This window comes from Bradyrhizobium zhengyangense (genome assembly GCF_022012435.1).
GTDB lineage: Bacteria > Pseudomonadota > Alphaproteobacteria > Rhizobiales > Xanthobacteraceae > Bradyrhizobium > Bradyrhizobium zhengyangense.
On record NZ_JAKLUA010000001.1, the window covers coordinates 999,802 to 1,023,850 of the forward strand.

General features: G+C 63.3%; 27 protein-coding genes. 8 read left to right on the forward strand and 19 right to left on the reverse strand.

Features of this window, described 5'->3' with window-relative positions; all coding sequences use genetic code 11:
• Positions 1-12 precede the first annotated feature (12 nt).
• From L6637_RS04880 to L6637_RS04890, 3 genes are all read left to right on the forward strand, one after another.
• The gene (locus L6637_RS04880; RefSeq protein ID WP_237858383.1) at positions 13-156 is read left to right on the forward strand and encodes a hypothetical protein; all 144 of its coding nucleotides are present in this window, start codon (positions 13-15) and stop codon (positions 154-156) included.
• Between the two features lie 87 nt (positions 157-243).
• Positions 244-984: an SDR family NAD(P)-dependent oxidoreductase gene (locus L6637_RS04885; protein WP_237869412.1), complete on the forward strand. Its 741-nt coding sequence runs from the start codon at positions 244-246 to the stop codon at positions 982-984.
• 215 nt (positions 985-1,199) lie between these two features.
• Positions 1,200-2,426 (forward strand): ABC transporter substrate-binding protein, encoded by a 1,227-nt coding sequence (locus L6637_RS04890; protein ID WP_377802666.1) that lies wholly within the window; start codon positions 1,200-1,202, stop codon positions 2,424-2,426.
• Positions 2,427-2,593: 167 nt separating this feature from the next.
• On the opposite strand, the gene L6637_RS04895 is transcribed toward L6637_RS04890, so the two are convergent.
• The 8 genes from L6637_RS04895 to L6637_RS04930 form a co-directional block, all read right to left on the reverse strand.
• Positions 2,594-3,850, reverse strand: a complete 1,257-nt coding sequence (locus L6637_RS04895; RefSeq protein WP_237869414.1) for a TCR/Tet family MFS transporter — start codon at positions 3,848-3,850, stop codon at positions 2,594-2,596.
• Entirely contained in the window at positions 3,847-5,229 is a 1,383-nt protein-coding gene (der, locus tag L6637_RS04900) for a ribosome biogenesis GTPase Der (protein WP_237869416.1), read from the reverse strand. Before der ends, L6637_RS04895 begins: the two co-directional genes overlap by 4 nt.
• 50 nt (positions 5,230-5,279) lie before the next feature.
• Positions 5,280-5,840: a hypothetical protein gene (locus tag L6637_RS04905; protein WP_237869418.1), complete on the reverse strand. Its 561-nt coding sequence runs from the start codon at positions 5,838-5,840 to the stop codon at positions 5,280-5,282.
• 34 nt (positions 5,841-5,874) lie between these two features.
• Positions 5,875-6,528 carry a tetratricopeptide repeat protein gene (locus L6637_RS04910; protein ID WP_237858398.1) on the reverse strand — a complete coding sequence of 218 codons (654 nt, stop codon included), beginning with the start codon at positions 6,526-6,528 and terminating at the stop codon, positions 5,875-5,877.
• A gap of 169 nt (positions 6,529-6,697) precedes the next feature.
• Positions 6,698-8,284, reverse strand: a complete 1,587-nt coding sequence (locus tag L6637_RS04915) for a class I adenylate-forming enzyme family protein (protein WP_237869420.1) — start codon at positions 8,282-8,284, stop codon at positions 6,698-6,700.
• Between the two features lie 73 nt (positions 8,285-8,357).
• Entirely contained in the window at positions 8,358-8,942 is a 585-nt protein-coding gene (locus L6637_RS04920) for an NnrU family protein (RefSeq protein ID WP_237858400.1), read from the reverse strand.
• 71 nt (positions 8,943-9,013) lie between these two features.
• The gene (locus L6637_RS04925; protein ID WP_237858401.1) at positions 9,014-9,592 is read right to left on the reverse strand and encodes a hypothetical protein; all 579 of its coding nucleotides are present in this window, start codon (positions 9,590-9,592) and stop codon (positions 9,014-9,016) included.
• Positions 9,593-9,767: 175 nt separating this feature from the next.
• Entirely contained in the window at positions 9,768-11,390 is a 1,623-nt protein-coding gene (locus L6637_RS04930) for a peptide chain release factor 3 (protein ID WP_237858402.1), read from the reverse strand.
• 160 nt (positions 11,391-11,550) lie between these two features.
• Here L6637_RS04930 and sugE point away from each other — a divergent pair, with 160 nt between their 5' ends.
• A complete protein-coding gene (sugE, locus tag L6637_RS04935) occupies positions 11,551-11,865 on the forward strand; it encodes a quaternary ammonium compound efflux SMR transporter SugE (protein WP_237858403.1) in 315 nt (104 codons plus the stop codon).
• Here the strand turns inward: sugE and L6637_RS04940 are convergent.
• The 7 genes from L6637_RS04940 to L6637_RS04970 form a co-directional block, all read right to left on the reverse strand.
• Positions 11,858-12,862 carry an inorganic phosphate transporter gene (locus tag L6637_RS04940; RefSeq protein WP_237858405.1) on the reverse strand — a complete coding sequence of 335 codons (1,005 nt, stop codon included), beginning with the start codon at positions 12,860-12,862 and terminating at the stop codon, positions 11,858-11,860. The two genes, sugE and L6637_RS04940, sit on opposite strands and share 8 nt — an antisense overlap.
• Positions 12,863-12,961: 99 nt before the next feature.
• A complete protein-coding gene (locus L6637_RS04945; RefSeq protein WP_128952241.1) occupies positions 12,962-13,606 on the reverse strand; it encodes a DUF47 domain-containing protein in 645 nt (214 codons plus the stop codon).
• A 156-nt stretch (positions 13,607-13,762) separates the two neighbouring features.
• Positions 13,763-14,731 (reverse strand): branched-chain amino acid ABC transporter permease, encoded by a 969-nt coding sequence (locus L6637_RS04950; protein ID WP_237858407.1) that lies wholly within the window; start codon positions 14,729-14,731, stop codon positions 13,763-13,765.
• A 1-nt stretch (position 14,732) separates the two neighbouring features.
• The gene (locus tag L6637_RS04955; RefSeq protein WP_237858409.1) at positions 14,733-15,596 is read right to left on the reverse strand and encodes a branched-chain amino acid ABC transporter permease; all 864 of its coding nucleotides are present in this window, start codon (positions 15,594-15,596) and stop codon (positions 14,733-14,735) included.
• A 73-nt stretch (positions 15,597-15,669) separates the two neighbouring features.
• Complete coding sequence (locus tag L6637_RS04960) at positions 15,670-16,890, reverse strand: ABC transporter substrate-binding protein (RefSeq protein ID WP_237858411.1); 1,221 nt, start codon at positions 16,888-16,890, stop codon at positions 15,670-15,672.
• A 43-nt stretch (positions 16,891-16,933) separates the two neighbouring features.
• Complete coding sequence (locus tag L6637_RS04965; protein WP_237858412.1) at positions 16,934-17,680, reverse strand: ABC transporter ATP-binding protein; 747 nt, start codon at positions 17,678-17,680, stop codon at positions 16,934-16,936.
• Complete coding sequence (locus tag L6637_RS04970) at positions 17,673-18,428, reverse strand: ABC transporter ATP-binding protein (RefSeq protein ID WP_027535192.1); 756 nt, start codon at positions 18,426-18,428, stop codon at positions 17,673-17,675. Before L6637_RS04970 ends, L6637_RS04965 begins: the two co-directional genes overlap by 8 nt.
• 339 nt (positions 18,429-18,767) lie before the next feature.
• Here L6637_RS04970 and L6637_RS04975 point away from each other — a divergent pair, with 339 nt between their 5' ends.
• On the forward strand, positions 18,768-19,415 hold the full coding sequence (locus L6637_RS04975; RefSeq protein WP_237869422.1) for a PAS domain-containing protein: 648 nt from the start codon (positions 18,768-18,770) through the stop codon (positions 19,413-19,415).
• Here L6637_RS04975 and L6637_RS04980 read toward each other — a convergent pair.
• Positions 19,412-19,777 (reverse strand): ArsC family reductase, encoded by a 366-nt coding sequence (locus L6637_RS04980; protein ID WP_237858418.1) that lies wholly within the window; start codon positions 19,775-19,777, stop codon positions 19,412-19,414. The genes L6637_RS04975 and L6637_RS04980 overlap by 4 nt on opposite strands.
• 128 nt (positions 19,778-19,905) lie before the next feature.
• On the opposite strand from L6637_RS04980, the gene L6637_RS04985 reads away from it, so the two are divergent.
• The 3 genes from L6637_RS04985 (at position 19,906) to L6637_RS04995 (ending at position 21,883) form a co-directional block, all read left to right on the forward strand.
• Entirely contained in the window at positions 19,906-20,277 is a 372-nt protein-coding gene (locus L6637_RS04985; protein WP_128961888.1) for a tRNA-binding protein, read from the forward strand.
• Positions 20,278-20,467: 190 nt separating this feature from the next.
• Positions 20,468-21,100, forward strand: coding sequence for a TetR/AcrR family transcriptional regulator (locus tag L6637_RS04990; protein ID WP_237858427.1), 633 nt, complete (start codon positions 20,468-20,470; stop codon positions 21,098-21,100).
• 3 nt (positions 21,101-21,103) lie between these two features.
• Complete coding sequence (locus L6637_RS04995) at positions 21,104-21,883, forward strand: sulfite exporter TauE/SafE family protein (protein WP_237858428.1); 780 nt, start codon at positions 21,104-21,106, stop codon at positions 21,881-21,883.
• 2 nt (positions 21,884-21,885) lie between these two features.
• Here L6637_RS04995 and L6637_RS05000 read toward each other — a convergent pair whose 3' ends face one another.
• The 3 genes from L6637_RS05000 to L6637_RS05010 all read right to left on the reverse strand — a co-directional run bounded on the left by L6637_RS05000 (position 21,886) and on the right by L6637_RS05010 (position 23,618).
• Positions 21,886-22,590 (reverse strand): glutathione S-transferase family protein, encoded by a 705-nt coding sequence (locus L6637_RS05000; protein ID WP_237858429.1) that lies wholly within the window; start codon positions 22,588-22,590, stop codon positions 21,886-21,888.
• Between the two features lie 103 nt (positions 22,591-22,693).
• Positions 22,694-22,837 (reverse strand): hypothetical protein, encoded by a 144-nt coding sequence (locus tag L6637_RS05005; RefSeq protein WP_237858431.1) that lies wholly within the window; start codon positions 22,835-22,837, stop codon positions 22,694-22,696.
• A gap of 115 nt (positions 22,838-22,952) precedes the next feature.
• A complete protein-coding gene (locus tag L6637_RS05010) occupies positions 22,953-23,618 on the reverse strand; it encodes a DUF429 domain-containing protein (RefSeq protein WP_237858434.1) in 666 nt (221 codons plus the stop codon).
• Positions 23,619-24,049 lie beyond the last annotated feature (431 nt).

The window sequence follows — 24,049 nt, forward strand, 5'->3', positions numbered from 1 at the left end:
GAAGCGGCGCCGATGCAGACGATCATCGCCATTCTTTGCGGGGTGCTTTTGGTCGGCTTCATCGTCTTCGCGTTCGTCCAGGGCATGAAGGTCACGCCCAAAAACTCGGAAAGCGGCTCGAACGACGATAATAAGCAATTGACCCGCGACCGCTAAGGCGCGGAGGCAATAATTGCGTCATACCGGGCTTGTCTCGGTGACCCATGTCTGTAAAACCCGTCGCGAAGACGTGGATACACGGACATGACAAAACCCCTCGCCAGTCGCATCGCTCTCGTCACCGGCGCCTCGCGCGGTATCGGCTTTGCCACGGCGCTCGTGCTCGCCAAGGCCGGCGCGCATATCGTTGCCACCGCGCGCACGCAAGGCGGCCTCGAGGAGCTCGACGACGAGATCCGGAAAGTAGGCGGCAGCGCCACGCTGGTACCACTCAACCTCACAGATACCGACGGCATCGCGCGGCTCGGCGCGGGCCTGCACGAGCGCTACGGCAAGCTCGACATCCTCGTCGGCAATGCCGGCGTGCTCGGCCCCTCCTCACCGATCGGCCATATCGAGCTGAAGACGTTCAACGACGTGATGGCCGTCAACGTCTCCGCGAACTTCCAGCTGATCCGCTGCATGGAGCCGCTGCTGAAGCAGTCCGATGCCGGCCGCGCCGTGTTCATCACCTCGGGCGCCGCCAACATGGCGACCGCCTATGTCAGCCCCTATGCCGCCTCCAAGGCCGCGCTGGAGACGCTGGCGCGCGCCTGGGCGCAGGAGACCGCGAATACGGCCATCCGCGTCAATTTATTCAACCCGGGCCCGGTCCGCACCCGCATGCGCGCCACCCTGATGCCGGGCGAAGATCCCGCGACGCTCGACACGCCCGAGCAAGTCGCCGAATTCATCGTTCCGATGTGCGCGCCCGACTGGACCGAGACCGGCAAGTTCTACGACTACAAGACGCGCAGCCTGATGAGCTTCCGCGCGCCGGCCTGATTGGCTGCCGCGCCTCGCCGGGATCCAGACTGCCCGAGCGCTGAAATAGCGTCTCAACGCATCTTGCCCAAAAGTTAACCGACGGATGACGCTACGACGCAGCATGATCCGGCTTAAGGTGCATTGCCGCCGTCCCTGGGACAGGCTACGGAATTTGCCGGACCGAGGCTCCGCAAGAGAGCCGTCCGCATATTTGACAATGGAGGAAACCTTTTATGACGATGTTCGCGCGCCGCTCTGCGGCCCTTCTGGCCTGTGCCGCCGCTTTCGGATTTGCATCACCCGCTTCCGCTCAAGACAAGACCGTCACGATCGGCGTGCTCAACGACATGTCCAGCCTCTACGCCGACATCGGCGGTCCCGGCTCCGTGGTGGCGGTCAAGATGGCGGTCGAGGATTCCGGTCTGGCTGCCAAGGGTTGGAAAATCGAGGTCGTCAGCGGCGACCACCAGAACAAGCCTGATGTCGGCGTCAACATCGCGCGGCAGTGGATCGACACCCAGAAGGTCGACATGATCACGGACACGCCGAACTCGGGCGTGGCGCTGGCGGTCAGCAACGTCGCCAAGGAAAAGAACGTCGTCCTGCTCAACAATGGCGGCGCCAGCGCCGACCTCACCGGCAAGGCCTGCAACGCCAACACCATCTCCTATACTTACGACACCTACATGCTCGCCACCGGCACCGGCAAGGCGCTGACCAAGGCCGGTGGTGACAGCTGGTTCTTCCTGACCGCCGACTACGCCTTCGGTGCGGCGCTCGAGCGCGACACCAGCGCGGTCGTGACCGCGAATGGCGGCAAGGTGCTCGGCGGCGTCAAGCATCCGCTCAACACCTCCGACTTCTCATCCTTCCTGCTCCAGGCGCAGAACTCGAAGGCAAAGATCGTCGGGCTTGCCAACGCCGGCGGCGACACCACCAACTCGATCAAGCAGGCGGCGGAATTCGGCATCGTCGAGGGCGGCCAGAAGCTCGCAGCGCTGCTGCTGTTCATCAACGACGTCCACTCGCTCGGCCTCAAGACCGCGCACGGCCTGACCTTCACGGAATCCTTCTACTGGGACCTCAACGATGCCACGCGCGCCTGGTCGAAGCGTTTCCAGGAAAAGACGGCCAACAAGGCAATGCCGTCGATGACCCAGGCCGGCAACTATGCCGGCGTGATTCATTACCTCAAGGCGCTCGAGGCGCTCGGCGGCAATCCGCATGACGGCGCCAAGGTCGTCGCCAAGATGAAAGAAATCCCGACCGACGACCCGCTGTTCGGCAAGGGCCCGCTTCGCGAGGACGGCCGCCGCATCATCCCGGCCTATCTGTTCGAGGTGAAGAAGCCTGAAGAGTCGAAGGGCCCTTGGGACTATTACAAGCTGGTCTCGACCATTTCTGCGGAAGACGCCGCAAGGCCGCTCAAGGACAGCGAATGTCCGCTGGTGAAGAAGTAAGCGCGTAAGGGTCTCTAACTCCACGACGTCATGCCCGGGCTAGTCCCGGGCATTCTCGTTCCTAGCCCGGAACGAGACTGCCGTAGGTGGGCAAAGCGAAGCGTGCCCACGCATTTTACCTGATCGAGAGAGATCGTGGGCACGGCGCAAGGGCGCCTTTGCCCACTCTACGGGACCGTCTTTGCGGTCGCGAGGGTCCGCACAGCGATCGCCACGCACACCACCATCAAGGCTGCGGCAAGCAAGAACGGTGCGCCGGGCAGATGCAGCGGCGCGCCGGCGCCGATGAAATAGGAAAACGTCAGCGTGAACAGGAACGGGCCGACGAGCTGTGACACGCTCTGCACGCTCGAAGTCGCGCCCTGCAACTGGCCCTGCTGATCGGGCGCCACCAGCCGCGTCATCAACGCTTGAGACGCGGCTCCCGAGATGCCCCACAGCGCCAGAATCGGAATACCGATCCAGGAGAGCGGCCCGGTCGGCGCGGTGCCGAGAACGATAAAGCCGAGCGCGCCACAGCACAGGCCAAGCAGCAACGCGTTGCGCTCGCCCAGCACGCGCACGATCGGGCCGATCGCGAGCCCCTGCACCACCATGGCGCAGATGCCGACCATCGCGAGCGTCAGTCCCACCGTCTTGGAATCCCAGCCATAGCGATAGGTCGCATAGAGCACGAAGGTCGAGGGCAGCACGACATGCGCGACCTGCGCGATGAAGTTGACGACCGATAACGCCGCCAGCGCCGCGCTGGAGCGCAGCAGATGAAGCGCACCGATCGGATTGGCGCTGGTCCAGCGGAACGGCGCGCGTTTGTCGGGGGCCAGCGATTCCGGCAGGACGAACACCCCATAGAGCGCATTGGCAAGGCTGAGAGCGGCCGATGCCCAGAACGGCAGTCGCGGATCGATATCGCCGAGCAGACCGCCCAGCGCCGGGCCGAGAATGAAGCCGGCGCCGAATGCCGCACCGATCTTGCCAAAGACCGCAGCGCGCCGCTCCGGCGGCGTGATGTCGGCGATATAGGCAAAGGCGGTCGAGATGCTGGCCGAGGTGATGCCTGAGATCACGCGACCGACGAACAGCCAGTTCAACGACGGCGCCAGCGCCATCAACACGTAGTCGGCGGCAAGCCCGAAATTCGACAGCAGCACCACCGGCCGGCGGCCGAAACGATCCGACAGCGCGCCGAGCAGGGGCGAGAACACGAATTGCATCAGCGCCCATGCGGTGCCGAACAGGCCGAAGATGCGGGCCGCATGCGCGGTGTCGTTGCCGACAAAACTCCCGATCAGCTTGGGCAAGATCGGCATGATCACCCCGAGCGCGAGCATGTCGAGCAGGATGGTGACGAAGATGAAGGCGGCGGCCCCGCGCCGGATCGGCGCAGCGCCTTGCGCTATCGCCTCGCCGGCATCGCCGCTCACGACGGCCGCTTGCGCTTGTGGGCGAACGGATTGGCCTTCTCGCGCAGGGTAATGCGCACCGGCGTGCCCGGCAGATCGAAGGCCTCACGCATCGAGTTGATGAGGTAGCGCAAATAAGACTGCGGCACCGCGTCCGCGCGCGAGCAGAACAAGACAAAGCTCGGCGGGCGCGCCTTGGTCTGGGTGATGTAGTTCAGCTTCAGCCGGCGTCCTGAGACGGCCGGCGGCGGATTGGCCTGGACCGCCTGCTCGAACCAGCGATTGAGCGCTGACGTCGGCACGCGCCGGTTCCAGAGCGCGTAGGCGTCCTGGATCGCCTGCATCAGGCGATCAATGCCCTCGCCCATCAGGCCGGAGACGGCGACGATCGGCACGCCCTTGAGCTGCGGCAGCAAATGGTCGGCATCGCGGCGCAGCCCCGAAATCGCGCCGCCGCCCTTGGTTTCCATCAGGTCCCATTTGTTGACGGCAAGCACGACCGCGCGGCCCTCGCGCTCGATCAGATCGGCGATGCGCAGATCCTGCTCCTCGAAGCGATTCTGCGAATCCATCATCATCACGACGACTTCGGCGAAGCGCACCGCACGCAGTGCATCGGCGACCGAGAGCTTCTCCAGCTTCTCCTCGATGCGCGAGCGCCGGCGAAGACCTGCGGTGTCGAACACCCGAAACTCGCGGCCCTTCCAGTTGATCTCGACTGCGATGGAATCGCGCGTGGTGCCGGCTTCCGGGCTCGTCAGCAGGCGCTCTTCGCCGAGCAGATGGTTGATCAGCGTCGACTTGCCGGCATTGGGACGGCCGACGATGGCCACCCGGATCGGGCGCGTTGCAGCCTCTTCCTCGGAGATCGGCTCGTCGTCCTCGGCCTCATCCTCCTCGACAGGCTCCGGCATCAGCTTGGCAAGCGCGTCGTAGAGCTCGCCCATGCCTTCGCCATGCTCGGCGGAAATCTGGATGGGATCGCCGAGGCCAAGCGCGAAGGATTCCATGGCGCCGGCATCGCCATGCTTGCCTTCGCTCTTGTTGGCGACCAGCAGCACCGGCTTGTCGGCCTTGCGGGCGAAATCGGCGAAGGCGCGGTCCGTCGGCGTGAGGCCGATGCGGGCATCGATCACGAAGAACAGGGCATCGGCCTGCGCGATCGCGGCCTCGGTCTGCTCCTGCATGCGCGCAGTCAGCGAGCCCTTGGCGCCCTCATCGAGACCGGCGGTATCGATGATGGTGAATTCGAGATCGCCGAGCCTGGCCTCACCCTCGCGTCGGTCGCGGGTGACGCCCGGCAGGTCATCGACCAGCGCGAGCTTCTGCCCGACCAGGCGGTTGAACAGCGTCGACTTGCCGACATTGGGCCGGCCGATAATGGCGATCGTAAAGGACATTGGTCATTCGTGCGCCGCGGAGGCTGCGCCTGTCAATTCGGTGAAAAATATCAGCGCGAGAAACTGCCGCTGGGCATCGGCGCCGGGAAGGCTCCCTGCGTCTGCTGTTGCTGGGTGGTCTGCTGCGCCGGTTGCGCCGGCTGCTGAGTGGATTGCTGGTCCGGCGGCGGCGCGGTGGTGCGTTTGCGAACGATCTTGTGCTTGGGCGGCGGGGCGGCCGGTGCCGCCTCGGGCTGAGCCTCGCCGTCGACCTCGCCGGCCGGCGCTTGAGCCGGTGCAGCAGCGGTGGGGGCCGGTTGCCTCGTCTTCTTGCCCCTGGCCGATTTTGACGATTTGGCGGGCTCGGCGGGCGGCGGCTCAGCCGGCAGCGCCGCGACGGCCGGCGCGTCCTGCTGTTGCTGCGCGCCCTTGTACATCTCCTTCGGCACGCCCTGCTCGAGGCCCGGCACGCCCTCGGGGAAAACAGGCTTGCGCTCGCCCGGCAGCTTCTTCTTGGTGTCGAGGAAGTCCATCAGGTCGCTCGGATCGAATCCGCCGCTGGAGCAGCCGCCCAGGACGCCCGTGAAGGCGATCAGGACGGCGGCTGCAATCAAACGTGGCGTGCGGCGCATATCGATATCTCGTCTCAGTCAGCTCTCAGGACCGTCAGCTCTTGGCGACGGGCGGCAGCAGGGCCTGGAGCGCCTCGGCGCGCGAGCGCAGGCTAGGAGGCGTTTCGCCGTCCTCGGCGATCGCGTCGACCCATTTGCGGGCGGCGGTCATATCGTTGTTGCGCCAGGCCGACAGCGCCAGCAACTCGCGGGCGCTGTGGCGGAAGGTCGACTTGGGCTCGGCGGACGTTTCCAGCCGCTGCTGGATGTCGGCGTAGCTCGCGCTGTCCACCAGCAGGCTCGCCGCGCGGATCTTCGCCAAATCCTGCCACTCGCTGCCGACGCTGCGGTCGGCGACGATGTCGTCGAACATCTTTGCCGCGGCCTTGGGATCGCGAGCCGACACCTCTGCTGCGGCACGCAGCCGCGACAGGATGCGATAGCCAGACGGGGCCTTGGCGGCAAGATCGGCGAAAGCTGTTTCAGCCTCCGCGTGCTTGCCCTGCTCCGACAGCTCGACGGCCTTTTCGAAGGTGGCGCCCGCCTCGGCGGCCTTCTTGGCCTCCAGGTACTGGTAGCCGCGCCAGCCGCCCACGGCGGCCACGATCAGCACCATCAGGGCGATGAAGTAGAGCGAATATTTGTCCCACAGCTTTTTGAGCTGTTCGCGACGTACTTCCTCGTCGACTTCGTCAAATAATTCAGACACTTAAGGTAATCCCATGCCCGGCCGGGAGCGCGCGCTAGATCGCGCGCGTCGAAAGCCCGTCCCCACTTGGCGGCGGCGATACCCTAACGATATGGCGGTGGCAAGGCAAAGCAAGGCCGATCAAGGCGTTAACGCGCGATCCGGGATAGTCCGGAGATGCGGGAGGTCCCTACCAGAGCTCCCGCAACTGTCGCTTCAGGACCTTGCCGTTGGCGTTGCGCGGCAGGGGATCGGCGGTGATCACCATTGTCTCCGGCACCTTGTAATCGGACAGTCGCTCGGCGCACCAGGCCCGCAAGTCGTCGCTGCCGACCTGCGCCCGCGTGACCACGACCGCGTGGACCCGCTCGCCCAGCACCGGGCATGGCTTTGCGATGATCGCACTCTCGACCACGGCGGGATGACCGGCCAGCACCGATTCGACCTCGGCCGAGTAGATCTTGAGGCCACCGCGATTGATCATGTCCTTCTGGCGGTCGAACACGCGGACGAACCCATCGAGATCGATCGAGCCGAGATCGCCGGAATGCCAAAAGCCGGCGGTAAAGCTCTCGGCCGTCGCTTTCGGGTTGTTCCAGTAGCCCTTGATGACGGAGGCGCTCTGAATCCAGAGTTCGCCGATCTCGCCGGGTGGAAGTTCGCGGCCATCCGTCCCCATAGCAATGATCCGCGCCCCCGGACACGGCAGGCCGACGCTGTCGATATGGCTTGCCGTCAGCTCGCCCGGCATGATGGTGGACGGCGACGTCGTCTCGGTCGCGCCGTAGCAATTTGCGAGCTTCAGGCCGGGAATCGTTGCCTTCAGCTTCTCGATCGTCGCGACCGGCATCGGCGCGCCCCCGAAGCCGCCGATGCGCCAACTCGAGAGATCATAGCTATCGAAATCGGGCCGCAGCAGGCAGAGATTGTACATCGCCGGCACCATCACCGTATAGGTGACGCGCTCGCGCGCCGCGAGCTTGAGGTAATCGGCCGCTTTGAATTCCGGCATGATGATCAGCGCGCCGCCGCAGCAGATCATCGTGGTGATGTTGGCGACGACGCCGGTGACGTGACCAAGTGGGACGGCTGCTATCGAGCGGTCGGACGCCGTCAATTCCAGGCAGGACACGAACACCATCGAGGAATGCACGATATTGCAATGGGCCAGCATCGCGCCCTTCGGCTTGCCCGTCGTGCCCGAGGTGTAGAGGATCATCGCGGTGTCTTCCTCGTTCGTCTCGATCGGCGTTGGCGCCGGCGCGTTGTCCGCCAGCACCGAGAAGCGCGAAAGCTTCGCGTCGTCATCGACGGCAATACGGTGCATCACGTCAGGAACATCGCGCGCATCCGGCAGCCGTTCAGCGAGTGCCGCCTCGTGGATCAGGATCTTGGCGCCGCAATCGGCGAGCACATAAGCGATCTCTGGTTTCTGCTGGCGCGTGCTGAGCAACACCGTAACCAGCCCCTCATGCGCGGCAGCGAACAGCAGCAACGGAAATTCGATGCGGTTGCCGAGCAGGATCGCAACCCGGTCACCGCGTTGCAGGCCGAGCTTGCGAAAGCCCGATGCAATCCGCACGGCCTGCTCCACCGTTTGCCGCCAGCTCAGCCGGACATTGCCGCAGACCAGCGCCTCGCCGTCGCCATTGCGCGCGGCGGCCTCCGCTATCATGGCCCACAAGCTCGAAGGCCGATCGACGAAGGCCGGCACCACCCGATCACCAAAGCGCGCCTCGGACCGCATCGGCGGAATCTGAGATCGTGACCAGTCCATCGGAGAGCCCTCGTCTTGTTGCTTTTGTCACACTCCGCGCATCAGCACGGAGGTGATATGTTGCGCTGATCGGTTAACCGCCCATCACGGGAACGCCGATCACGACAGGATGGAATGCAAACGCCAGCGCCAGATAGGCGACGATGCCGACTGCGATCGCAATCAGATCGTTGGTGACGCCGCCCACCGGGATCGGCGGGCCACCGCTGTCGGTGCGATGTTTCAGCGAAATGCGGTCATACACGCCCCAGCCGAGAAACGAGCCGAACAGGATGATGGAGCCGAGATCGCCGTTGGCGAGCAGATGCGCAAACGCCCAAAGCTTCACGCCGGCGAGCATCGGATGCTTCAGCGTCGCATAGATGCGCCCTCGCAGGTAGGAGGCGACCACGAGGATGACGGCAGGCAGCATCAGCGCGACCGTGATGTGCTTCATCGCCTTTGGCGGATACCAAACGTCGATCCAGCCGGTCGCGCGATAGTGGGCAAAGCCCCAGACGATCAGCGCCAGCCCTGCAAGCGAGACGACCGAATAGAGGATCTTGTAGGTCCCCTCACCCAGGCGCGCGATCGCCTGTGCGCGTGCGTCCCGCTTCGTTGTGAAAATATGGGCGGCGAAAAACAGCACCAGCCCCAGGATCATGACCAACAGACCCACGACATCCTCCCCTTGAACCAGCGCCCCGCCTCTGAGGTATCATCGATTGGCCGCCGGTCGCAACTGATGCGCTACTTTCCGGGCTCGCGATTGTCGACATAGCGGATCGCAATTGGTCGTCCGGCTAGAGCACCGCCGAGGCCGCTGGTGAACTTCAGCGGCAGACAGGCGTTCAGAGACGAATTGATCGCGTTGAGGTAAGTGGTTCTGATATCGGCGGGGACGCCCGCAGTCGCAAAAGTCAGCCGCGGCGGGCCGACCAGGCCGCCGGCTTTATTGAAGCTGAAGCGAACAGCCATCTGCATGCCTGCGCGCACATTGTCGGACGGCGGCGACCAGCACGTGCGCAGTTCGGCAAAGAGGTCGCCGATCGTATCGAGATCGTGATCCGGCTTTTGATACTTGGCCCGATCAGCCTCCGCCGGCACGCTCTCGATCGTGAGCTGAAGGTTCTCGCCGTAGGGATAGTCGATCTCGGGAATGCAGGGGCCGGGCTCGAGCGGACTGCAATAGGACGGCGTGCAAGGCCGACCATCGAGCACACTGCACGGCTCATGCGCAAACGGGATTGGATTGATCTGGCGACGCTGCGCGTTGGAGGCAACGGTCGAGATCGCCAACAACGTGAAAACGAGAATGCCGCGCCACATGCTTTGAGCCCGCGATGTCACGCGAACAAACGTGGCATCCTCAATGAACGCGTCAACCCTGCGGGCGTTCACATGCTCGCGTTCAGGTACGCTGTCGTCGCCCGGCTTGCCAAGCCGGGGCATGACAGCGGAGGGTGTGGCCGCAGAGCCTAAGGGCGGTAGGCAGCACGAGCCCCTAGCCCTTCTTCTTGACGTCCTTGACGTTGGTGAACTCGATGCCTTCGGCGCGCTCTTTGGTGTAGCCGAGATAGAACTCGTTCCGGGCCAGGTACACGGGATCGCCGTCGACGTCATCGGCGATGCTGGAGGTGTTGGCGGCAACGAAGGTATCGAGCTTCTTGCGATCCTCCGAGGAGATCCAGCGCGCGAGCTGGAACTCGCTCACTTCGAACTCGACCGGCAGCGAATATTCTGCTTCGAGCCGTGCCTTGAGCACGTCGAGCTGCAGTGCGCCGACCACGCCGACCAGCGCCGGGGCCCCGTCGCGCGGACGGAACACCTGCACGACGCCCTCTTCCGACATCTGCTGAAGGGCTTCCTTCAGCTTCTTCGCCTTCATCGCGTCGGTCAGACGGACGCGGCGGACGATTTCCGGCGCGAAGCTCGGCACGCCGACGAAATTGAAGTCCTCGCCTTCGGTCAGCGTGTCGCCGATGCGCAGCGTGCCGTGATTGGGAATGCCGACGACGTCGCCGGCAAAGGCCTCGTCCGCCACCGAACGGTCCTGTGCGAAGAAGAATTGAGGGCTCGACAGCGGCATGCTCTTGCCGGTGCGTACCAGCTTCGCCTTCATGCCGCGGCTGAGCTTGCCGGAGCAAAGGCGCGCGAACGCGATGCGGTCGCGGTGGTTCGGATCCATGTTCGCCTGGATCTTGAACACGAACGCGCTCATGCGCGGATCGGTGGCTTCGACCTTGCGTTGGTCGCTGTCCTGAGCGCGCGGCTCGGGAGCGAACTTGCCAAGACCTTCGAGCAGGTCGCCGACGCCGAAATTGCGCAGCGCGCTACCGAAATAGACCGGCGTCAGATGGCCCTCGCGGAATGCCTCGAGCTCGAACGGTTTTGAGGCCTCGGTGACGAGCTCGAGTTCGTCTTTCACCGCGGAGGCATCGAGATTGGCGTTGAGCTTGGCAAGCTCGGCGATCTCGATCTGCTGCGCTGCACCGGTCTTGGCGCCGCCGCCTTCGAGCAGACGCACGCCGCCGTTGATGACGTCATAGGTGCCGAGGAAGTCGCGGCCACGGCCGACCGGCCAGGTCATCGGCGTGGTGTCGAGCGCCAGCGTCTTCTCGATCTCGTCGAGCAGCTCGAACACGTCGCGGCTCTCGCGGTCCATCTTGTTGATGAAGGTGATGATCGGGATATCGCGCAGACGACACACCTCGAACAGTTTTCGCGTGCGCGCCTCGATGCCCTTGGCGGCGTCGATCACCATGACGGCGGAATCGACCGCCGTCAGCGTGCGGTAGGTGTCTTCCGAAAAGTCCTCGTGGCCTGGCGTATCCAGCAGGTTGAACACGAGGCCCTCGAACTCGAAGGTCATGACCGAGGTCACGACCGAGATGCCGCGCTCGCGCTCGATCTTCATCCAATCCGAACGGGTGTTGCGCCGCTCGCCCTTGGCCTTGACCTGACCGGCGAGATTGATGGCGCCGCCGAACAGCAGCAGCTTTTCGGTCAGCGTGGTCTTGCCGGCGTCCGGGTGCGAGATGATCGCAAAGGTGCGCCGCCGCGACACTTCTGCGGCAAGCGGGGAACGGGCCGGCGATTCGGCTGTGGTGGCTGCAATGTCGGACATGGCGGGAGCGTTTGGCAGGGAAAATGGGAGCGATCAAGCCTCATTTGGTGATTGCACAGCCCTTCGGCCAGCCCCATATCGGCTTCCGGGGAGGACGACCTCCCCGTTCACCAGCATATTAGCCTAGCGGGGACGGCCCTGCCTTGAATGGAGGGTTGTCATGGCCTGGAGCGTCCTGTTCGTCGCCGGCCTGCTCGAGATCACCTGGGCGATTGGCCTGAAATATACCGAGGGCTTTTCCAGGCTGGTTCCCTCCGTCATCACGCTCGCGGCCATGGCCGGCAGCGTGATCCTGCTCGGCATTGCTCTGAAGTCCCTGCCCGTCGGAACTGCCTATGCGGTCTGGACCGGCATCGGCGCGGTCGGCACGGCCACGCTCGGCATCTTCCTGTTCGGCGAGCCGGCCACAGCGCTTCGCCTCGCCAGCATCGGGCTGATCGTGGCAGGCATCGTCGGGCTGAAGCTCGTTACTTGAAGATCTGGACCGCCCACCAGCTCAGCGCCGCGACGATTGCCGAGGCGGGCATCGTGATGACCCAGGCATAGACGATCGAGCTCGCAACATTCCAGCGCACCGCCGAGAGCCGACGGGCAGCCCCGACGCCGACGATGGCGCCGGTGATGGTGTGGGTGGTCGAGACGGGAACCCCGAGGAAGGTTGCCATGAACAGGGTCGCCGCGCCGCCAGTCTCGGCGCAAAAGCCCTGCATCGGCGTCAGTTTTGTAATCCGCAGTCCCATCGTACGCACGATGCGCCAGCCGCCCATCAGCGTCCCCATCGCCATGGCCGCCTGGCACGACAGTACCACCCAGAACGGCACGAAGAATTCGCTCCCGAGCTGGCCCTGCGAATAGAGCAGCACGGCGATGATGCCCATGGTCTTTTGCGCGTCGTTGCCGCCATGGCCGAGCGAATAGAGCGAGGCGGAGGCGAATTGCAGGATGCGAAAGGCGCGGTCGACCGCGAATGGCGTCGAGCGCACCGAAAGCCACGACACGATCGCGACCAGCATCATCGCAAGCAGGAAGCCGACGAGCGGAGACAGCACGATCGCGATCACCGTTTTGGACAATCCGCTCCAGACCGCCGCCGAGAGCCCGGCCTTTGCCACGCCAGCACCGAATAAGCCGCCAATCAAGGCGTGAGACGAGGACGATGGGATGCCGAGCGCCCAGGTCACGAGATTCCAGACGATGGCGCCGACCAGCGCCGCGAAGATCACCTGGGCGTCGACAATGGCGGGATCGATGATGCCGGTGCCGATGGTCTGGGCGACGTGCAGGCCGAATACCATGAAGGCGACGAAATTGAAGAACGCCGCCCAGAACACCGCGAATTGCGGCCGCAGCACGCGAGTCGAGACGATGGTCGCGATCGAATTGGCGGCGTCGTGCAGGCCGTTCAGGAAATCGAACAGCAGCGCGACGGCAACCAAGCCGACCAGGACGGGAAGACCCAACGCAGCATCCACGGCGTGGCCCCTACTCTAAGCCTTGCGGATGATCTCCGCGCAAACGCGTTCCGCGTTTGTCGCGAAGGAAAACCGCTGCACACTTTTCCGGATCATGCGCTACACTTGCTCGATGACGATGCTGTTGATCTCGTTCGCGACGTCGTCGAAGCGATCGGCCACCTTTTCAAGGTGATCGTAGATCTCGACGCCGACGATGAAGTCCATCGCGCTGCCGTTGCGGTGCTTGAGGAACAGCTCCTTCAGGCCGATGTCGTGGAGATCGTCGACGCGGCCCTCGAGCTTGGTCAGCTCCTCCGTGATCGCGGTCAGCATCGCCACGTTCTTGCCGATCTCCTGCATCAGCGGCAGCGCACGGCCGACCAGATTGGCGCACTCGATCAGCAGCGCACCGATCTCGCGCATCGGCGGCTCGAAGGTGCGAACCTCGAACAGCATCACGGCCTTGGCCGTCTGTTGCATCTGGTCGATGGCATCGTCCAGCGAGGTGATGAGGTTCTTGATGTCGCCCCGGTCGAACGGCGTGATGAACGTGCGGCGCACCGCTGTCAGCACCTCGCGGGTGATGTTGTCGGCGTCGTTCTCGAACTGGCTGACGCGCTGGCAATAGACCGGCGTCTCCTCGCCGCCGTTCAGCACGCCCTGGAGCGCGATTGCGCCCTGGATCACGGTCTGGGCATGGCGGTCGAACAGGTCGAAAAACCGTTCTTCCTTGGGCAGGAAAGCGCGAAACCAACGCATCATGGGGATAGTCTACCTGATGGAAATGGGCAGGCCCGAACGAGCCGTCACAAAACCGTCATAGACCATTTTCGCGTCGCGCGCGTGTCATCTGGCGCTTGCGGAGCCGGATCATCCACCGGATTCGCGCGCCAACGAAACTTGTGTTACATCAATGAGTTACAGCGATCGTCGGAAGTAATGCGCGATTTCACCGATGACGCCGCGGCGGAAGGTGAGCACGCAGATCACGAAGATCGAGCCCTGGATCACCGTCACCCACTGGCCGAAGCCGGCCAGATATTGCTGCATGGCGATGATCACGAAGGCGCCGACCACGGGACCAAAGATGGTGCCGAGACCGCCGACCAGCGTCATCAGCACGACTTCGCCAGACATCGACCAGTGCACGTCAGTGAGCGAGGCGTTCTGCGCCACGAACACTTTCAGTGCGCCGGCGAAACCTGCCAGCGTCCCCGACAGGACGAACGCCAGGAACTTGTACTGGTCGGTCCGGTAGCCCAGCGAGATCGCACGCGGCTCGTTCTCGCGGATCGACTTCAGGACCTCGCCGAAGGGCGAGTTGATGATGCGGTAGATCAGCAGGAAGCCGGCGAGGAAGCCGACGAGCACGACATAATAGAGCACGGTCGGCTTGGACAAATCGAGCACGCCGAACATGTGCCCCTGCGGAATGCCCTGGATGCCGTCCTCGCCATGGGTGAAAGGCGCCTGCAGGTAGATGAAATACAGGAGCTGCGACAGCGCCAGCGTGATCATCGAGAAATAGATGCCCTGGCGGCGGATCGAGATATAGCCCGTGATGATCGACAGCACGAACGCTGCGGCGATGCCGACGAGGACGCCGAGCTCCGGGGGCAGCGCCCACACCTTCAGCGCATGCGCACTGCAATAGCCTGCCGTGCCCATGAACATCGCATGGCCGAACGACAGCAAGCCGCCATAGCCGATCAGAAGGTTGAAGGCGCAGGCAAGCAGCGCGAAGCACAGCGCCTGCATCACGAAGAAGGGGTAGATGCCGCTGAATGGCACGGCCGCGAGCAGCACCGCCATCACCACGAACAAGATCATCTCGTCACGCATCGCGCGCGGGGTGACCGGCAGCGTATCGTCCGTCAAGGCTGTCATATCAGGCTGCCCTTCCCGTCAATCCCGTTGGCTTCACCAGGAGCACAAGCACCATCAGCACGAACACGACGGTGTTGGAGGCCTCGGGGTAGAAATATTTGGTCAGGCCCTCGATCACACCGAGCGCAAAGCCGGTGATGATGGAGCCCATGATCGATCCCATGCCGCCGATCACCACCACCGCGAACACCACGATGATGAGGTCGGCGCCCATCAGCGGCCGCACCTGGTTGATCGGCGCCGACAGCACGCCCGCGAGCGCGGCAAGACCGACGCCGAGGCCGTAGGTGAGCGTGATCATGCGCGGCACGTTGATGCCGAAGGCGCGCACCAGCGTCGGATTTTCAGTGGCGGCGCGCAGGTAGGCGCCAAGCCGCGTCTTCTCGATCAGGAACCAGGTGGCCAGACACACCACCAGCGAGAAGATGACGACCCAGCCGCGATAGATCGGCAGGAACATGAAGCCCAGATTCACGCCGCCCTTGAGCTGGTCCGGAATGGAATAAGGCAAGCCGGACGAGCCGAAATAGTTCTGGAACACGCCCTGCACGATCAGCGCGATGCCGAAGGTGAGCAGCAGGCCGTAGAGGTGATCGAGCCCGGTCAACCATTGCAGCATGGTCCGTTCCAGGATCATGCCGAAGATGCCGACGATGACAGGCGCCAGCAGCAGCGCCCACCAGTAACTGATGCCGCCGATGTTCAGGAGGAAATAGGCGACGAAGGCGCCCATCATGTAGAGCGCGCCATGGGCGAAATTGATGATGTTGAGCATGCCGAAGATCACGGCGAGCCCGAGACTGAGCAGCGCGTAGAACGAGCCGTTGATCAGTCCCACCAGTAGCTGTGCGTAGAGAGCCTGCATCGATCCAGCACCCAGTCCCTTCGGCGTTTCCCAAAGTAGCGCCCGTCGGCACGCAGCCGGCGGGCTGTTGGTCTTATTTCTTGAGCAGCGCGCACTTGCTCTCGGAGAGCGGCGTGAACGCCTGATCGCCCGGCACGGTGCCGACGAGCTTGTAGAAGTCCCACGGTCCCTTGGACTCGGAGGGCTTCTTCACCTCGAACAGATAGGCGTTGTGGATGGTGCGGCCGTTCGGCTGGATCTCGCCCTTGCCGAACAGATCGTCTTCGGTCGGCATCGACTTCATCTTGTCGACGACCTTGACGCCGTCATGCGGATTGCCGCCGAGCGCTTCCAGCGCCTTCAGATAGTGGCGCACGCCTGCATAGACACCCGCCTGCACCATGGTCGGCATCGCGCCGTTCTTCATCTTCTCCGAGAACCGCTTGGAGAAGGCCCGGGTCTGGTCGTTCATGTCCCAGTAGAACGTCTCGGTGAAGTTGAGGCCCTGCGCGGTCTCCAATCCGATCGCCTTGACGTCGGTGAGGAACAGCAGCAGCGCGGCGAGCTTCTGGCCCCCCTTGCCGATACCGAACTCGGCAGCCTGCTTGATCGTGTTGGTGGTGTCACCACCGGCATTGGCAAGGCCGATGATCTTGGCTTTGGAGGCCTGCGCCTGGAGCAGGAACGAGGAGAAGTCCGGCGTGTTGAGCGGATGCTTGACCCCGCCGACCACCTTGCCGCCATTGGCGGTGACGACCGCAGTGGTATCGCGCTCCAGCGCCGCACCGAAGGCGTAGTCTGCTGTCAGGAAGAACCAGGTGTCGCCGCCGGCCTTCACCAGCGCCTGACCCGTGGTGTGAGCCAGCATGTAGGTGTCGTAGGTCCAGTGCACGGTGTTCGGCGAGCACTGCGCGTTGGTGAGGTCCGAGGTCGCCGCACCGGAATTGATGTAGACGCCGTTCTTTTCCTTGACGACATTGTTGACCGCGAGTGCCACGCCGGAGTTCGGCACGTCCACGATGATGTCGACCTTGTCGACGTCGAACCATTGCCGCGCGATCGCGGTGCCGATGTCAGGCTTGTTCTGGTGGTCACCCGAGATGATGTCGATCTTCCAACCCTTCGCGGCGAGGCCCGAATCTTCAACCGCCATCTGCGCCGCAAGCGTCGAGCCGGGCCCACCGAGGTCGGCATAGAGACCGGACTGATCGGACAATGCGCCGATCTTGACGGCTTTGTCCTGTGCGAAGGCGGCGCCAGCTGTGGTCACGGCCAATGCCGTGCCGAGCAACAACGATGCAATCGACTTTGTCATGCTACTTCCCTCGTAAATCCTCTCGTGTCGACCGTTGGCCGTACTAGACGCCGAGATAGGTGTGGAGCTTGTCCATGTTGGCGGCAAGCTCCGCATTGGAAAATCCGTCAATGATCTTGCCGTGCTCGACCACGTAATAGCGATCGGCGACGGTGGAGGCGAAGCGGAAGTTCTGCTCGACCAGAAGGATCGTGAAGCCCTCCTTCTTGAGCCGCGCAATGGTGTGACCGATCTGCTGGATGATGACGGGTGCCAGACCTTCGGTCGGCTCGTCCAGCATCAGAAAGCTTGCGCCGGTGCGCAGGATGCGCGCGATCGCGAGCATCTGCTGCTCGCCGCCGGACAGCTTGGTGCCCTGGCTGCTCAGCCGTTCCTTCAGGTTCGGAAACAGGTCGAAGATCTGCTCGAGCGGCAATCCGCCTGCGCGCACCACCGGTGGCAGCAGCAGGTTCTCCTTCACGTCGAGGCTGGAGAAAATTCCCCGCTCCTCCGGACAGAACGCGATACCCATGCGCGCGATCTTGTCGGAGGTCGTGCGGATGATCTCCTGGTTGTTGAACTTGACCGAACCGGTACGCTTGCCGATGATTCCCATGATCGACTTCAACGTGGTCGTCTTGCCGGCGCCGTTGCGCCCCAACAGCGTAACGACCTCGCCCGCATTCACGTCGAAATTGATCCCGTGCAGGATGTGGGACTCGCCGTACCAGGCCTCCAAGTTGCGAACCTGGAGGATATTGCCGCCGGATGCAGCCGTCACCGGGGCCTCAGCCATTGCAGTCTCAGGCATGACCGGCTCCCAGATAAGCTTCCTTGACGCGCTCGTCCTTGGTGAGCTCGGAATAATGCCCCTGCGCGAGCACCTGCCCGCGCGTCAGCACGGTGATGATGTCGGAGAGATTGGCGACGACGCTCAAATTATGCTCGACCATCAGGATGGTGTATTTCGCCGAGATCCGCTTGATCAGCGCCGCGATCTTGTCGATGTCCTCGTGACCCATGCCGGCCATCGGTTCGTCCAGAAGCATCATTTCCGGATCGAGCGCGAGCGTGGTTGCGATCTCGAGCGCGCGCTTGCGCCCATAGGCCATCTCGACCGCTGGCGTGTTGGCGAACTCGCTGAGACCCACATCGTTCAATAGCTCGCGCGCCCGGTCGTTGAACTGATTCAGCACCGACTTGGAGCGCCAGAAATCAAAGGAGCTGCCGTGCTGGCGCTGGAGCGCGACACGAACATTCTCCAGCGCTGTCATATGCGGAAATACCGCCGAGATCTGGAACGAACGCACCAGCCCCAGGCGTGCCACGTCTGCGGGCGCCATCGCGGTGATGTCCTGTCCCTTGTACAGGATTTTTCCGGCAGACGGTTTGAGGAACTTGGTCAGAAGATTGAAGCACGTCGTCTTGCCGGCACCGTTCGGGCCGATCAACGCGTGGATACTCCCACGGCGAACCTTGAGCGCAACGTCGCGGACGGCGAAGAAGCCCGCGAACTCCTTGGTCAAGCCTTCCGTTTCGAGAATGAACTCATCGGCCAAACAGATTTCCCCCTGCCCGCGCAATACGCGTAGCTATCCTTGTTAATTCGGCTTTCCGGAGGCCTTGGAGCCTGTTCCGGAACACCGCCTCCGGGCGCGGAATATGCCGGAGGTGACGGGGGTTAGGCAAGGCGGAAAGCTGAGCAGGTCAGGCCTTTGGCGGGGAGCCTCATGCTCCCTTAGTCGGAGGCCTCGTGATGTCGCCTGCCGGCTTCCCGGCTCACAAGACACCGGTCATCAAGTCGTCGTTAACGGTCTTTGCTTCCGTGCGCCAGCCTTCATCAAAAATTTTCCCGCGAGCGAGATTATCAGCGGGTTTCACTCGCCGGGACTATTGTTTTGGATTTTGCCAGCGCTGCTCCTTCCGTCGTCAAATCGATCAAGCAACGTGACCTGCTGAACACGTGGCTGCGACTTTACGCGCGTCATCAGGTTGCACCTGCGATCTGGGAATATCAGCCCGCGCGGCTCGAGGAAGAACTGTCCGATCTCATCTACTACACAGTGGACAATTCGACGCCGACGCCGCGCCTGACCATCCAGAGCGAAGGCACGCGGATCTCCCGCGCCTACGGCCATACCGGCAAGGGAATCCTGCTGGAGGACTATGTCGGGCCGCGAATGGCGCCTTTCGTGATGCCGATCTATCACGAATGCATCGCGCGTGGACTTCCGGTCTATAGCGTCGCCGATGTCGACGACATCTACGGCCGTGTCGTCGCTTATGAACGGCTGTTGCTGCCTTTCCTGACCGACGACAAGGTCAGCCACATCATCGCGTCGGTGAAGACCTTCTGCGAGGACGGCGGCTTCGAGATCAAGGATCTGCTGCGCGGAAATGACGCGCCGCCGCGGCCGAAACTGCGCACGGTGATCGACCGCGATCTGCTTCACCGCGCCCCCGGCCGCATCGCGGCCGCCGACGTCGTGGAATTCGCCGATCAGTCCGGTCCCGCCGTCAGCGCCGAGATCATCGAGCTGAATTAGCTCTTGCTTGCCTTTGCGCCGACTTCCTTGTCGTAGATATCAGGCTTGAACCCGACCAGGAGCTTGCCGCCGATCTCAAGCACCGGCCGCTTGATCATCGATGGTTGCGCTAGCATCAGCGCCAGCGCCTTCTTTTCCGTCAGGCCCTCCTTGTCGGCGTCGGGTAACTTCTTGAAGGTCGTACCGGCACGATTGAGCAGCGTTTCCCAGCCGAGCTTGTCGCTCCATTGCTTGAGCTTGTCCTTTTCGACGCCGGCCGCCTTATAATCGTGGAACTCGTAAGCGACGCCATGAGTGTCGAGCCAAGTGCGCGCCTTCTTCATGGTGTCGCAGTTCTTGATACCGTAGATGATGTTGGGCAAGACGGTCCTCGCGCATGCGTCGTGAGTGATCTCTAGGGCGTTTCACGTCCCGTGGCGTTGTACGCAACTCCTGATCACGCGACAATATTGCGAACGACGCCTTCGACCTCTTCCGAACGGACATACCAATGCACGTCACCCACGATCCCGCCGCATCCGCCTCGCCGACCATCGACTTCAATACGTTCCTCGCAGTCGATATCCGCGTCGGCACCATCGTCGACGCAAAGCCGTTTCCTGAAGCGCGCAAGCCGGCCTGGCGGCTGTGGATCGACTTCGGCCCGGCCATCGGCGTGCGCAAGAGCTCGGCACAGATCACCGAAAACCATCCGCTCGAGACACTGGTCGGACAGCAGGTCGCCGCCGTCGTCAATTTCCCGCCGCGCCAGATCGGACCTGTCGTCTCGGAGGTGCTGACGCTCGGCTTCCCCGATGCCGACGGCAAGGTCGTGCTGATGCAGCCGAGCAAGCCGGTGCCGAACGGCGGACGGCTGTTCTAGGCGGCAGCGCCTTCGCAGCCACCCATACTTCATCCTCCCTTCCAAGGCCCAGCCGTCCAGGCTTGACCAAGGTCCTTTCCGCGAATATTAATGACTGACTGATCGTTTTTTATATGGATCGGCTATAGCTGAGCTGGTCTTGGCATTTTTCTAAAACGATCGATCTGTCAGTTATTTATGGACCGGATGGATGCCCAAGATCAGCGACAAGAAGCGGGAAGACCGGCGTCAGCAGATCCTCGAAGCGGCGCTGGCCTGCTTCTCCGAAGACGGATTTCACCAGACCGGCATGGCCGCCATCGTCAAGCGGTCGGGCCTGAGCCACGGCGCGGTCTATCTCTACTTCCAGAGCAAGGACGATCTGATCGAGGCGCTCGCCGACGATCGGCATCGCCGCGAGGCTATCCTCAACTCGGTCGCACAAGGCTCCGGCGATCCGATCGAGGGACTGCACGCGCTGGCGCGCGTCTATGCGCAGTGGCTGACCGACCCGATGGGCGAAGCACGGCGCCGTGTCGGCATCCACGGCTGGGCCGAGGCGCTGCGCAACCGCCGCGTTCGTATCAGCGTCGTCGAGGGCATCGACATGCCGCGCGCGCTGATCGTGGCGCTGGTCGAGCGCGGGCAACACGACGGCCTGATCAGGCGCGACATCGGCGCCGATGCGATCGCGCGCATGCTGATCGCGATTTTCCAGGGCTTTGTGCTGCAAAAATGCTGGGGCGAAGATTTTGACGTCGCAGCCTGCATGGCGACGGTCACCACCGTGATTGACGGCTTTCGCCCGACCACGGCCGATATGAAGCGGCGAACCAGGACGTAAGCGATGTCCTGGATTCACGAGCTTCTCGCCGGCGGCGGTGTCGGCCTCGTCGCGGGGCTGGCATCGGGCTTCAGCGGCACCAGTCCGGGTGGCGGCCTCGTCATCTTCAGCGTGCTGCTGCTCGGCGCCGAACAGCACGTCGCTCAGGGCACGTCGCTGATCACGCAGATACCGCCGACGGGCCTCGCGGGCGCGCGCCGTTACTGGCAGAGCGGCAATCGCAGCCCGTTGCCATGGATCGTCTGGATCGGCATCGGATTTCTGATCGGCGGTATGGGCGGCGGCTATGCCGCAGCCGCCGTCTCCGACGCGGTGCTGCAATGGACCTATGTCGCCTATCTCGTCGCGCTGATCGCGCTGCTGATCCTGCGGAGCGACCGCAAGGACGGGGACGGCGCCGGTGATCGCGACAAGTTGCCCTGGCCTCCCCTGCTCCTCATCGGTGGGCTTGCCGGCTTCTCCTCCGGTTTCATGGGCATCGGTGGCGGCCTCGCGATCACAGTCGGCCTCGCCGCGGGCTTGCGCGTGCCACAGCATCAGGCGCAACTCGTCAGCCTGATCTTCTCGGTGATCCCGACCAACATTCCGGCAGCGTGGATCTATTGGAGCAAGGGGCTGATGGTCGGCTGGCCCGCCATCATCGGAATTGTTGCCGGCCTCTGGGTCGGGACCGATCTCGGCGCCCGCGCGGCCAACGGCGTCAACAAGACGGTGCTGCGCCGGAGCATGATCGCCCTCGTCGCTCTGATGGCGCTCTACATGACCTACAAGGCGCTGAGCTAGATTCAAGGTCGCTTCGGAATGTTCAAGCCGCGCTGCACGGCCGGGCGCGCCAGCCCACGCTCGAGCCAGGCACCGACCGACTTGAACTGGTTGAATGCGACCAGATCGCCAGCGCCGTAGAAGCCGATGAGGTTGCGAACCCAGCCGAGCATGGAAATGTCGGCGATGGTGTACTCGTCATCCATGAACCACTGCCGCCCGGACAGATGCGTCTCCATCACGCCGAGCAGGCGCTTGGACTCACCGACGTAACGCTCCAGCGGCCGCTTGTCCTCAAAGTCCTTGCCGGCGAATTTGTGGAAGAAGCCGACCTGGCCGAACATCGGCCCGATGCCGCCCATCTGGAAATGCAGCCACTGGAGGGTCTGATAGCGCCGCCCGGCATCCTGCGGCAGCAGCTTGCCGGTCTTCTCCGCGAGATATTGCAGGATCGCACCGGACTCGAACAGTGGCAACGGCTTGCCGCCTGGACCGTTGGGATCGAGGATCGCCGGGATCTTGCCGTTCGGATTGAGGGAGAGGAACTCCGGCGTTTTCTGATCGTCCTTGCCGAAATCGACGAGATGGACCTCGTACGGCAGCCCGATCTCCTCCAACATGATCGAGACCTTCACGCCGTTCGGCGTCGGCAGCGAATAAAGCTGAAGCAATTCGGGATTCTTCGCCGGCCAACGCGTGGTGATCGGAAAGACGGATAAATCAGGCATGGGGACCCCGGCTGCTTGCGTGAGATTCTGACTAATCTAGGCGAGCCGGGACATGGCGCAAGGCCGGGCCGTCGTTACACCGATCTCTGTCGAAGAATCTCGATCACAACGGCCGCAGCAGGTGCGTAGTGGCGTAGACCGCGTCGCGTTGGGCGCGCTGCTCGATGAAGAGCTGCCCGGTGACGAGCAATGCTCCGACGAAAACGAGCGCGAGCATGGCGGTCGCGAACTGACTGGCATCATTCATCGCACGAGCTTCTCTCAAACAGGTTCGCACGGGGAACGCAGACCGGTCATCGCCAGTTCCTGCGGGGTTCAAATAATTTGCCTGTTTTTCCCGAATGTATGACCCGCCGGCCGCATCAGTAATTGATCTCCATCCGCAAACCGCGCGGATCGATTTCATCGCCGCCGACGCGCTCCGTGCTGTCGCGTGCAGCGACCGCGCAGGCACAGGCATCGATGAGATCGTCGCGGCCGATGCCGGTGCCGTGGCGGTGCGTCAGCCATTTCGGCAAACGCGTGAAGCCGCGCTGCATCAGCAGTGCAATGCGCTGCTCGCGACCATCCGCCGATGTCTTCGTCGCAAGCCGGACGCACCCCGCAAGATTCCAGAAGATCAATTCCGGATGTGCCTCGCCGATCGTCGCTTGCCGCGCCGGCGTCATGATCTCGTCGACGTCCCTGATCTTGTCCCTGATATTCCAGAGCTGCGCGGAGATGCCCCTGCCCTTGCCTTCGCGCTCCCAGTAATGCCCGTTCGCCGCGGCCATGTCCGGAAATCTCCAGAGGTCGCGGCGAGCCCCGAGAAACACGGCGGGGCCGATGAGTTCGCGCGCATGCAAATCGCACGTACGATAGCCGCTCGGCTTCAGCCCGATCGGCATGTCGATCATCGCACGCGCATGCGGCATCGCAAGCAGACGCGTCAGGCCAGGTGCATAATCGAATCCATGTTGGCCGCGCTCGTCGATCCAGGCAGCAACCCAGCCGAACCGAAATCCATCGAGACCGAGATAGTTTGGCACGTCGCGCTTTCCCGTCTCGCGAGTTTCACATTCGCGTCGCTTGACATCCGCAAGTTGCGGGCGTATGTCCCGCGCCCTCACGAACACTTCCGTTCGTAAACGCATGAACCCAGTGATGAAGCACAGCTACGAAAGATTTGCGCGACTGTCGAATGGCCTCCGGCCAATCGATTGCGCATGCCTGGCTCATGGGAGCGATCTTGCCTGACCGCAAGATCGACAGTCCGCTTCTCACGGACCCTCCCGAGCCTGCCGCTCCGGAGGGTTTTTTGTTGCCCGCCGCGCGGCTCGTTCGAACATCCCGGCCATGGCCGGAACGAGAGACCCGGATCTCGGGGCTCGCGCAAACGATGCGCGTGCCCAAGCGCGCGGGGCCTGCCGGAGGGGACGAGGCGAAGAGCCGGAAACCGATGGCAGAGCGAACCCTGAGG